The following is a 10,873-nucleotide window of genomic DNA, read 5'->3' as shown; positions in this document are numbered from 1 at the left end:
ATTGTTATATTAAAATAAATAAAAAGGAAGAAAAAAGAGAGAAAGTATATATATGTAAATATTGTGGAAGGGTAAAGTATCATAATAAATGGTATAATAATTTTGATATAAATAATTTTGAATATGAATATACTGTTTGTCCAAGATGTAAAGGTTTAAGTAAAAAAGAAAATTTAATCTTGCAAATAAGGGGATATAATGAAAATATTGAAGATGAAATATTAAAAATAGCAAAGAAAAATAAAGATATAATAAAAAAAGTGGATGAAATAAATGAAAAGGATATTGATATATATTTATATGTTGGAAAAAATAGGGTAAAAAGCTATTATAATATATTAAAAAAGTATGGAAAAGTAAAATTAAGTAAAAAATTATTTGGTTATGATAAAGAGAAGGGTAGTAAAAAATATATTGTAACAATATTACTAAGGAATGATGAAGATGCATAAAAAACTTTATAAAAGTTTACATAATAATAAAAGGGTATGGATTGGGAAGACTTAAAAAGAAAGGTAGAAGAAATGAAAATGATGGCTCCAGAAGAAGGTGAAGATTGGGATGAAGATTGGGATGAGGAATGGGATGAAGGAGAAGAAGAATGGGATGAAGAGTGGGAAGAAGAGTGGTAAGCTATTGATGTTTAATTTATAATATTTTTTAAATGCCTCTTTTCGAAGAAGAGGGAATTCCTGTTCCAAAGGGTAGACAGGTTATAGGAATAATTGAAGAGGTTGTTGGTTGGGCACATGCGAGGGTAAGATGTTTTGATGGAAAAACAAGAATATGTAGAGTACCACAAAATAAGAAAATGCACAGGAATATATGGTTAAAGAAGGGTACATATGTATTAGTAGAACCATGGGAATTGCAATCTGATAAAAAGGGAGATATATTATATTCATATACAGATTCGGAAGTTGAATGGTTAAAAAAGAAAGGATATTTAAAGATTGAGGAAGAATTCTAGGGCCCGTAGTCTAGTGGCAGGACGGTGGGCTCCAGACCCATTGACGGGGGTTCGAGTCCCCCCGGGCCCAAGACCGAAAACAAAATTATAAATTTGATATATTTGATATATTGCTAAATGTTTGATTTAAAACATTATTTGATGTATTTGATAAGTTTTGTTGAGATGACATTATATTAAGGGTTTGAGGAGCTACAAAAATTATAACTAGTACCAAAACAATAAGCCCAATTATTAAAAGGATTACAAAATTTATGGCGTCAGATCTTTTCATCTTATAGATTATTCAGGAGTAGGTCCTTTAGGATTTTTTATTGTTGTACCAGATGTGGTTGATTGAGTATTACTGCTTGTACTAGATGTACTTGATGAACTAGATCCTCCACTTACTTGATTTTGTAAATTATTAATTAACTGACCTGACTGATTTGTCTGATTTATTGCAGGATTTAATACATTATTTGTTCCAACTACTCCTTTAGAAAATGTACCTGTAAAAAATAATATTATAATTATTAGAACAACAAGTCCTATTATTAATATAATTAATGTATTAATTGATAACGACTGACCTTTTTTTACCATAAATTTTTATGCAATTTCCATATTTTTAAACTTTTTATATAAATCAATCTTATGTGGATAATAAAAGAAAAATTAAAAGATTATGATCTAGAATTTTCTGAACCTCCAAAAAATTTAGATTATGATATATCAATTAAATTATTCAAAGAAATGAAAAAAGGAAAAGATCCAAATATATTGGTAAATGAAATAATTGAAAAAATAAGAGAATTTGTTTTGGATTATAAATTTATGAATGGATATTTAAATATTAAATTAAATAAAGAAAAATTATTGAAAAATTATAAAAAGTTGTTTGATTTTGAAAAAAAGAATATTAGAATATTTTTAGAACATACATCTGCGAATCCAAATAAAGCATTACATATAGGTCACTTAAGAAATTCAATAATTGGAGATTCTCTATATAGGTTGTTTAAAACACTAAATTATGATGTATATGTAATAAATTATATAGATGATACCGGGGTACAGGTTGGTGATAATATTGTTGGAATATATTATTTAAAGATACCTGAAGAACCAAAAGATTTCAATTTAGAAAAGGTAATAAATAATATTAAAGAATTTTTAATAAAAGAAAATTTGTATAAAGAAGAATATGAGGAAAAAATTAGGAAAATATTTTTGGAAAGAATGAATATATTGAAAAGTTTATATGGATATGAAATACCTGAAAAAATTGATCATTATTACGGAGATTTTGTATATGTAATAGTTAATAAATTGTATGAAATAATTCCTGAATTAGAAAAATATAAATATAATATTATAAAGATGATTGAGGAAGGTAATAATGAAGTATATTATTTATCTAAAAGAATATCTGAAAGAATTTTATTTGAACAATTAAATACATTGTGGAAATTTAATATATATTTTAATATAATAATTAGAGAATCTGATATATTAAAATATAAATTATTTGATAGTGCATTAAAAATATTGGAAGAAAATAAAATGATAAAAAAGAATGATACAATTTCTTTAGATTTAACAAGATGGGAAGATATATATAAAGCATATTCAAATAAAGAAAAAGTTCTTGTAAGATCAAATGGAACTACTACATATATTGCAAAGGATATTGCATATGCGATGTGGAAACATGGTATAATTAAATCAAATATTAAATTTAAAGAATATATAAAACAACCAAATGGGGAATATATATATGAAATAAATGATGAAGGAAAGGAGATTGAACCATGTAAAATCTCAATAAATGTAATTGGAATGGAACAAATGCATAATCAATTAATGGTAAAAAAGGTAATTGAGGAAATTGATAGAAATTCTAAATATATATATTATGGATATGGATTGGTTAGATTGCATAGAAATACTGCAAAAATGTTTGGAATAAATGAGGATATAAAGATGTCTGGAAGAAAGGGATTGTATATAAATGTTGATGATTTATATGAAAAATTATATAATATTGCTTATGATAAATTTAAAGATAAAGAAACTTCTGAAAGGATAGTAAAGAGTTTTATATCATTGGAAATGTTAAAATATGATAGAAATACAACAATATTATTTGATATTGATAAAATGTTAAATTTGGAGGAAGGGAATGCAATATACTTTTTATATACATATGCAAGGATAAAATCATTATTAAATAAAGTTGATAAAATACCTGAAGAATTTGAAATAAATGAATTAAATAAATATGAAGAAAAATTAATTATTAATTTATTTAAGTTTAAAGATATAATTTATGATATTGAAAAATCATTAGAATTAAATCATTTATATAGATATTTAATAGATTTAGTTAGATCATTTAATGAATTTTACCAAAATGTTCCAATATTAAATTATAAAGATAAATATCCACATAGGTTATTCCTAGTATATTTAACGAAAGAAATATTGGATAAAATATTTTATATATTGAAAATTGAACCTGTAGAAAGTATTTAAAAATATAATATATATTATGAATTTATGTCGATGATAAGGATTAAAATGTGGGGAACAGATTTAAAAACAATGAATCAGTTTACTAATCAATTATTAAAAATAATTGAACAATTAGGTATTGAAAAGAGGGGTCCTGTCAATTTGCCAACAAAAATAATTAGAGTACCAACTATGAGAACATTGGGAAAGAGAGGTACAAAAATATATGAAACATATCAAATAAGAATATATAGAAGATTTTTAGATGTTGCAAATGATGAAAGATTTTTCAAAAATTATTTTATAAATATGCAAATTCCATCAAAAGGATTTAGAATATCATTAAAGATAATAAAATGAGTTATATTTTATTAAGATATAATGGATTATATATATTTGATGATAATTTGGAAAATTTTCAGAAAATTGATTTAGAATTAAATTTAGATGATTTAAAGGAAATATATAAAAATAAATTACCTGAAAAGGTAAAAAATTATATAAAGGAAAATGATATTTTTATTGGACAAAGGTTTGATGGATATAAATATACTGAAGATATAAGTATAATAAGAAAGGCATTGGAAAAAATTGGGGAAGAAAAAATTGATAATAAATTGTTTATAGATTTATTGAAAGAACAAATATCGGATTCTATAAATAGGGATGAAATAATAATACAGGCAATAAGTTTCCTTGATGATTTAAATAAATCTTTGAATTTATTTATGGAAAGATTTAGGGAATGGTATGGATTATATTTTCCAGAAATTTCACAAGAAATTGAAGATCATGAGAAATTTATAAGAACAATTATAAATTCAAATAGGGAAGAATTAATGAAAAAGTATAATATTAATAAAACGATGGGTGGAAAAATATTTGAAAAAGAAGATTTGGAAATAATGAATAAAATATCATTAAAAATAAAGGAATTATATGATTTAAGAAAAGATTTGGAAGATTATATTGAAAAATTGATGAAGGAAATTGCTCCTAATTTATCAGAAATTGCTACCCCAAAAATAGGTGCAAGGTTAATATTATTAGCTGGTGGATTGAAAGAATTATCATTATTACCTTCATCAACAATACAAGTTTTGGGTGCAGAAAAAGCATTATTTTTACATTTATCTAAAGGTATAAAACCACCAAAACATGGTGTGTTATTTAATCATCCATATTTACAAAAATTACCTCCAAAAAGAAGGGGAGCAATGGCTAGAACATTGGCATCAAAAATATCTATTGCAGTAAAAGCAGATCTAAGTAGAAAAATAATATATCAGAAATTGAAGGAAGAATTGGATAAGAGATTTAAAGAATTATCAGAAAAATGAAATTAAAACCATTAAAAGAAAATAAGAATATATTTATTGATGAAAAAGGAAGATTATATACAAAGAATTTGGTACCTGGAAAAGTTGTATATGAAGAAAGATTGGTAAAATATAATAATGAAGAATATAGGGAATGGAATACAAGTAGATCTAAATTAGCAGCGGCAATTAAGAAAAATATTGGAGAAGTACCAATTAATAAAGGTGATAAAATATTATATTTAGGTATTGCATCAGGTACAACAGCATCCCATATATCAGATATAATTGATAAAAATGGGATAATATTTGGTATAGATGTTTCTTCAAGGATATTAAGGGACCTTGTTCCAATATTATATGATAGAAAGAATATTATTGGTATATTGGCGGATGCTGATAAACCATGGGAATATTTACATATTGTTACAAAGGTTGATTTAATATATCAAGATGTTGCACAACCACATCAGGTAAGAATATTTATTAGAAATATTGAATATTATTTAAAGAATAAGGGATATGGATTTTTAGCAGTAAAGGCAAGATCAATTGATGTATCAAAGGATCCAAGGGAAATATTTAGAGAAGTAAGAAGGGAATTGGAAGATTATGGATTAAAGATAATAAAAGAAGTAAGATTGGAACCATACCATATTGATCATGCAATGTTTTTAGTTCAAAATAAATAATTTTTAAAGGTTATTATAAATATATAAAAAATGCTGCATGCTATAAGGGAAATTGATAGAAATGGAAGGGAAATATATAAATGCCCATTATGTGGTCATGTATTTGTAAATAGTAAGAAATATAGTAGACATTTAATGAAATCCCATTTAAGAAATGTTACAATGAATAAAAGAAAATGGAAGAAATTTATGAAACAATTATTATTAATTAATATAAAAGAAAAAAGTAATATTGAATTAACAAATTATGAAAAATATTTAAAGATAAAAGCAAAGTTAAATAATATAAAGTTAGATAGTGAATAATTTTATCTTTTCTTTTCCAGATAATTCTAAAATTATTCTTTCATAAATTATATTTTGTATATTTTTAATACCTTTCACTCTCTCTTCAATATCCTTAAATGATTCAAATGGTTTTTTCTGTCTTTCCTCAATAATTTTTTGTACAGTTACTTTTCCAATATCTGGTAATAATTCTAATGTATGAACCCTAATATTTAATGGACCAGCCTTATTAAAAAATTCTACAAATTTTTTCTCATTTTTTACTATTAAATCCTTTATTGCTTTTTCTAAATTTGCCTTTGCAATTTCTGGTAATTCATCAAATGATAATCTTTTCAATATAGATCTTACCTTATCCCTTTGTTTATTTCCAATATATAATTCTTCAAATAAATTTACTGTAACACCAGGTTTCAATGTTAATAATAATAATGTAAAATAATCTCTTCCTACAGCATATACTACTGGCTCTTTAATATTTTTTGTTGGATCCCCACCTGGTAAATAATATATTACAATTGCGTATTCTTCCTTTCTATCCATATTTCTTTATTACATTTAATATTTTTTCCATATCTTCTTTGCTTAAAGTATTTGTATATAATACTGTCCTTAATTCTTCTTCATTTTTTGGCAAAAATTCTAATATTTGTATTTTTACCTCATCTGGTAAATTTATATCCTTTAATTCTTCTAATATTTCTTTTTCCTGATTTTCATCCAATTTATATGTATCATTAAGGAATTTCAATGTTCTTTCCTCCACATATAATAAATTTCTCTTCTCTTTATTTTTCAATAATATATTTTTAACATTTGCAGGTGTTATAATCTTTTTATTCAGTACTTCCATTTATATATCTTTTTAAATATTATTTAAAAATATATCATGAACTTTTAATTTAATGACTGCAAGAAAGGGTAAGGGGTTGAGAAGAAAAACAAGGGATAAGTTATCATTACATGTAAGGGAACATGGTAAAATAAAGATAAGGAAAATATTACAAGAATTCAATATAGATGATAAAGTTGTAATAAAGATTGATCCATCATATAATAAAACAATGCCCCATCCAAAATACCATGGAATGGTAGGAAAAATTTTAGGAAAGAGGGGAGAATGTTATGAAGTCTTAGTAAATGATAAGGGAAAAGAAAAAATTATAATTGTTCATCCAGCACACTTAGAAAAATTTAAGGGGCAGGTTTCTCCTGTTCAGGTTTCTTAGATATATTATTTAGAATAATTTCCCTTATTTTTATCATATCTTCCTTTTTAAGTAATGGTAATTCAATTGTTAAACTTACACTTTTATTTAATAAAAATGTATGTGTATAAATTTTTATTGTATATAATTTTTTAATTTTCTCATATAAACTCTGTGATATTTCTATATTATTTATATAAGAATTTTCTATTGATCTTATATTTTCATTTTCAATCAATATTAATCTTTTATTTGTAAATATTATATAATAGTTCTTTGCTTTTTCATAATATTTCAATGCAATATAATATACAATTGAAATAATAAAAAATAATAAAATTAAGGATAATATATTTGGATTATAGTATTCTGAAAAAGAAAATGTAACAATATATATTGAGAAGATTAAATATAATGGAAATGTGTACCTTAATGAATATATTGATGGATTATAATTGATAATAAATAATGGTTCTTCATTTTCCAATTTTATTTTTTCATTTATTTTTTCTTTTTCAAATGATAAATAATAATCTCCTTTCATCTTTCTTTATTTATTCAAAAATTTATAAATATTGTTTTTTATTTCTATTTATGGACTTAAAATTTGATAAAAAGTTATTATTATTAATAATATTCTCAATAATAGGCTTAATTATATATATTTATTTAGAATATGTAGTTTTAATAAATAATTCATCACCATTATTTTGTTCTATTAATAATACCCCAATAAATTGTGAAAAAGTAATAGAAAGTCAATATTCAAAATTGTTTGGAATACCTCTAGAAACATATGCAATTGCATATTTTATAATTGATATATTTCTAATATTATTACTATATAAGAAAAAGTTAAAGATAATTTATAATTTATTTTATAGATTAATTGGTGTATTATTTGTAATATTTTCATTATATTTAATGTTATTTTTAATTCATTCAATATGTTTATATTGTTCTACAGCTGATGGAATATTGATTATCAATTTTGGGATAATTTTATATTATTATAAAAAGAAAGTTTTTGAATAAAATTTATAATTGATGAAATTTTTTAGATATATATGAAAAGTAATATATCAATAGATATGGTAATAATCATAGTTATTGCATTAGTTATTTTAGTTTTAGCAATTTTGTTTGGATATAAAATATTTTTAGGAGGAAATATGGCATCAAATCAATCAATAAATTTTATTAATAATAGCTTTAATAATGTTACAAATCAATCAATTCCAAATATAATACAATGAGAGGAAAAATTTTTGATGATCTTATGATGTTTATAGGATATTATCTTCCAATATTTATTATAATTCTTGCAGGAGTTATATTTATTTTAACTTCAATATTTAAATATTATCATATTAATAACCCATCTCAATATTATGTTTCAATACAGAACCAAAATATTCAAAATAATCAAAACAATAATCAGAATACAATAAATTCAACAATTATGGTAAATATATATTATCAAAATGGATATGATATATATTATGTTCCATCATTTATTGAAAACCTAAGTCCAAATAATTGGAATATATCTTATAATATTACAAATACATACAATGACATTAGTGATAATAATATATTAGAAATAGATCCCGGATTTATAATAAATACTAATTCAACAACTTTTAATATAAATTCATTAAGTGGTGTTAAATTAAACTCTACAATTATTTTATCAAATAATACATTTGAAGGAAATGATGTTACATATACATATCAAGGAAATACATATGAATGTAAAATTGAAGGAAATAATGAAATAACATATCAGGCAGGTAGTTTTGTATATTTTTGTATATTATGTACATCATCAAATGGCCAAAACATACAAAATTTCTATTTAAGCGAACCCGAATATTTAAATATAACTCCAGCAATATCTTTATTAGATAATAGTCAGTATTCTTTTCCTAATTTAGAATATTATGATTATACAGTAAATAATGTAGAAATTGTTAATGGAACATATTTGGCTATACTTTTATCAAATAATGGAGTAAATAATGGAGGATATTCTATGGAAGATTTTCAAAATATATTAGTTACAATTGGTCCTCCCTTAAGTAATTATATAAATACTACTCCATATATTGGAGATAATGTGGTATTTTTGATTAATTATGATGGTAAATATTATGCATTACCTTCATGGTATGCTGGAGAATATAATGGAAATTATTATTTCTTTATTAATCTATTAAATATTCCTTCATTATATAATAGTAATTTTGGTTGTAATATTATATCAATATTTGTTGGATTTAGTAATGAAAATCTATTACCATATTTAAATGGAACAATTGGTGGAGATCCTGAAGCTTTAGATCCTAATAATCCTTCTTCTGCAGTTGAATATGATAATGGATTAAATGTATTCCCAATATATGTTAACTTTTATTCTTATCCAGGTTCAGGAAGCCTATCTCCAGTAGAAGATGATTATCTGTCATGTAGTAATCCTAATGGATTTCCTGCTTGTTATCAAAATATTTTATACCCAAATGTATTACCCTCATATAATAACGTAACCATTTATGTAAATGGGACATATTCAGATGGAACAGAATTTATTCCTGGTGTTATATCATATGGACCCTTCGAAGGATTGGTAATGGATAATGGACCAAATCAGGGATCTTATGCATTAATTACATCAAACGTTTTACAAAATACATTTTCTACATTATCTCAATCATCAAATGGATTGGGATTACAAACATTTGCATATTTTTCTGGAATACCATGGGAAGATCCTACTAGTACTGGAAATATATTAACCGGTATAAAACCATCAGTTGCAGATGCTGTTGTATTATCATATGTTAGTTATAATAATGGTCAATTTCCTGCTCATACAGTAAGCGATTATAATAGCTATGATCCGGCACATAACGGAGTACTTGGTCCTCGTGGATTTCGTCGTGTGATAGGAAATCAAAATATAGGAATAAGTGTTGGAGGTTATACATATTTACCTCTTAATTTCCCAATATTTATGTATGAATATGGATGGACAGGAGGAGGTCCAGGTCCAGGTTATTCTTCAGGTTATTATGTTGGGATATTACAATATAATAGTACAAAAGGATTGGGATATTTCTTAACTACTCAATATAATAATATTCAATGTTCATCGAATCCATGTACTTCAGGATATTATGATTATTATTATTCAGGATCGGGATGGGGGTTGACTGGGTGTGGTTTTTTGGGTGTTAGCAAAAGTCTTCATTACTATTTCGAGTTAGTTAGCACTCAAGGAAATCAAGGGAAGGACTTTAAGGTTTGTGATAATAGTTATCCTCTTCCATTTATTCCTCCAGATCAACAAAACAATCAACAATATTCCCAATATGGAGTGTTTTGGTTATATAATTGGTTCCAAGCGGATAATAATAATATGAATATATTTTTCCTAATGAATGGAAATATATATGGTTATTCACTTGCTTTAGTACCATATAGTCTTAGTTGGTGTCCTAATGGAGAATGTTATGCAATACCACCAGCACCTCCTGCAAATGTAAGTACAGCAACAGGAGAACCAATATTTGTACAATCATACATAAATGCATATAATACAGCGTTTAATCAACCAGCAAATTCTCAAGTAGCTCTAAATGGATATAGTACATTCACTTATAGCAATGTAAATAGTAATTTTGTATTTGGAACTTTTGGATATAACGAACAATATAATGATCAATCAGGTAATAGTGTTACTATAGGTCCCTTAGAAGATACTGCAAGCGTGTATAATGGTGAGAATCCTTATTTGTTCATTTCAGCAGGCTCGGGAGGTGGATCAGGTTATATGTATCTTGATTGGGTTATAGTCACTTATGGAGTTCCTTATGTTGTGAGTGTATCATAAAAAATGCT

17 protein-coding genes and 1 tRNA gene are annotated in these 10,873 nt (G+C 24.4%); 13 read left to right on the top strand and 5 right to left on the bottom strand.

The genetic code is table 11. From position 1 onward, the window contains the following. From DDW03_RS02270 to DDW03_RS02255, 4 genes are all read left to right on the top strand, one after another. Positions 1-452: NMD3-related protein (locus tag DDW03_RS02270; protein ID WP_228615445.1), on the top strand; the 452-nt coding region annotated here is incomplete at its 5' end. Positions 453-488: 36 nt separating this feature from the next. Further along, positions 489-632 (top strand): hypothetical protein, encoded by a 144-nt coding sequence (locus tag DDW03_RS02265; protein WP_228615444.1) that lies wholly within the window; start codon positions 489-491, stop codon positions 630-632. A 32-nt stretch (positions 633-664) separates the two neighbouring features. Then, positions 665-970, top strand: coding sequence for a translation initiation factor eIF-1A (locus DDW03_RS02260; RefSeq protein ID WP_228615443.1), 306 nt, complete (start codon positions 665-667; stop codon positions 968-970). Beyond that, a tRNA-Trp gene (locus tag DDW03_RS02255) sits at positions 970-1,040 on the top strand. Before DDW03_RS02260 ends, DDW03_RS02255 begins: the two co-directional genes overlap by 1 nt. 15 nt (positions 1,041-1,055) lie before the next feature. On the opposite strand, the gene DDW03_RS02250 is transcribed toward DDW03_RS02255, so the two are convergent. After that, positions 1,056-1,244 carry a hypothetical protein gene (locus tag DDW03_RS02250; RefSeq protein ID WP_228615442.1) on the bottom strand — a complete coding sequence of 63 codons (189 nt, stop codon included), beginning with the start codon at positions 1,242-1,244 and terminating at the stop codon, positions 1,056-1,058. Positions 1,245-1,252: 8 nt separating this feature from the next. After that, positions 1,253-1,555 carry a hypothetical protein gene (locus DDW03_RS02245; protein ID WP_228615441.1) on the bottom strand — a complete coding sequence of 101 codons (303 nt, stop codon included), beginning with the start codon at positions 1,553-1,555 and terminating at the stop codon, positions 1,253-1,255. A gap of 51 nt (positions 1,556-1,606) precedes the next feature. Between DDW03_RS02245 and argS the strand changes: the two genes are divergently transcribed. The 5 genes from argS to DDW03_RS02220 are packed head-to-tail and all read left to right on the top strand — an operon-like array spanning position 1,607 to position 5,783. After that, positions 1,607-3,487: an arginine--tRNA ligase domain-containing protein gene (gene argS, locus DDW03_RS02240; RefSeq protein WP_228615440.1), complete on the top strand. Its 1,881-nt coding sequence runs from the start codon at positions 1,607-1,609 to the stop codon at positions 3,485-3,487. A 24-nt stretch (positions 3,488-3,511) separates the two neighbouring features. Next, positions 3,512-3,826 carry an uS10/mL48 family ribosomal protein gene (locus DDW03_RS02235; RefSeq protein ID WP_228615439.1) on the top strand — a complete coding sequence of 105 codons (315 nt, stop codon included), beginning with the start codon at positions 3,512-3,514 and terminating at the stop codon, positions 3,824-3,826. Beyond that, a complete protein-coding gene (locus tag DDW03_RS02230) occupies positions 3,823-4,806 on the top strand; it encodes an NOP5/NOP56 family protein (RefSeq protein WP_228615438.1) in 984 nt (327 codons plus the stop codon). Before DDW03_RS02235 ends, DDW03_RS02230 begins: the two co-directional genes overlap by 4 nt. Then, on the top strand, positions 4,803-5,477 hold the full coding sequence (locus DDW03_RS02225) for a fibrillarin-like rRNA/tRNA 2'-O-methyltransferase (RefSeq protein ID WP_228615437.1): 675 nt from the start codon (positions 4,803-4,805) through the stop codon (positions 5,475-5,477). Before DDW03_RS02230 ends, DDW03_RS02225 begins: the two co-directional genes overlap by 4 nt. A 30-nt stretch (positions 5,478-5,507) precedes the next feature. Next, positions 5,508-5,783, top strand: a complete 276-nt coding sequence (locus DDW03_RS02220; RefSeq protein ID WP_228615436.1) for a hypothetical protein — start codon at positions 5,508-5,510, stop codon at positions 5,781-5,783. Here the strand turns inward: DDW03_RS02220 and DDW03_RS02215 are convergent. Together DDW03_RS02215 and DDW03_RS02210 are read right to left on the bottom strand one after the other, a co-directional pair. Further along, positions 5,769-6,308: a DUF655 domain-containing protein gene (locus DDW03_RS02215; protein WP_228615435.1), complete on the bottom strand. Its 540-nt coding sequence runs from the start codon at positions 6,306-6,308 to the stop codon at positions 5,769-5,771. The two genes, DDW03_RS02220 and DDW03_RS02215, sit on opposite strands and share 15 nt — an antisense overlap. Continuing rightward, on the bottom strand, positions 6,301-6,618 hold the full coding sequence (locus DDW03_RS02210) for an Rpb4 family DNA-directed RNA polymerase subunit (RefSeq protein ID WP_228615434.1): 318 nt from the start codon (positions 6,616-6,618) through the stop codon (positions 6,301-6,303). Before DDW03_RS02210 ends, DDW03_RS02215 begins: the two co-directional genes overlap by 8 nt. A 52-nt stretch (positions 6,619-6,670) precedes the next feature. Here DDW03_RS02210 and DDW03_RS02205 point away from each other — a divergent pair, with 52 nt between their 5' ends. Beyond that, positions 6,671-6,994 (top strand): 50S ribosomal protein L21e, encoded by a 324-nt coding sequence (locus DDW03_RS02205; RefSeq protein ID WP_228615433.1) that lies wholly within the window; start codon positions 6,671-6,673, stop codon positions 6,992-6,994. Here DDW03_RS02205 and DDW03_RS02200 read toward each other — a convergent pair. Continuing rightward, positions 6,960-7,517 carry a YdbT family protein gene (locus DDW03_RS02200; RefSeq protein WP_228615432.1) on the bottom strand — a complete coding sequence of 186 codons (558 nt, stop codon included), beginning with the start codon at positions 7,515-7,517 and terminating at the stop codon, positions 6,960-6,962. The two genes, DDW03_RS02205 and DDW03_RS02200, sit on opposite strands and share 35 nt — an antisense overlap. Positions 7,518-7,567: 50 nt before the next feature. On the opposite strand from DDW03_RS02200, the gene DDW03_RS02195 reads away from it, so the two are divergent. The 3 genes from DDW03_RS02195 to DDW03_RS02185 are packed head-to-tail and all read left to right on the top strand — an operon-like array spanning position 7,568 to position 10,865. Then, the gene (locus tag DDW03_RS02195) at positions 7,568-8,008 is read left to right on the top strand and encodes a vitamin K epoxide reductase family protein (RefSeq protein WP_228615431.1); all 441 of its coding nucleotides are present in this window, start codon (positions 7,568-7,570) and stop codon (positions 8,006-8,008) included. Between the two features lie 32 nt (positions 8,009-8,040). Then, positions 8,041-8,229, top strand: coding sequence for a hypothetical protein (locus DDW03_RS02190; RefSeq protein WP_228615430.1), 189 nt, complete (start codon positions 8,041-8,043; stop codon positions 8,227-8,229). Next, positions 8,226-10,865: a hypothetical protein gene (locus tag DDW03_RS02185; protein ID WP_228615429.1), complete on the top strand. Its 2,640-nt coding sequence runs from the start codon at positions 8,226-8,228 to the stop codon at positions 10,863-10,865. The genes DDW03_RS02190 and DDW03_RS02185 overlap by 4 nt, the downstream gene beginning before the upstream one ends. Positions 10,866-10,873 lie beyond the last annotated feature (8 nt).

The sequence above is a fragment of the Candidatus Nanobsidianus stetteri genome, assembly GCF_003086415.1.
Taxonomy (GTDB): domain Archaea; phylum Nanobdellota; class Nanobdellia; order Nanobdellales; family Nanobdellaceae; genus Nanobdella; species Nanobdella stetteri_A.
Note: the sequence above shows the minus strand (reverse complement) of the source record. Positions and strands in the feature narration are given on the sequence as shown.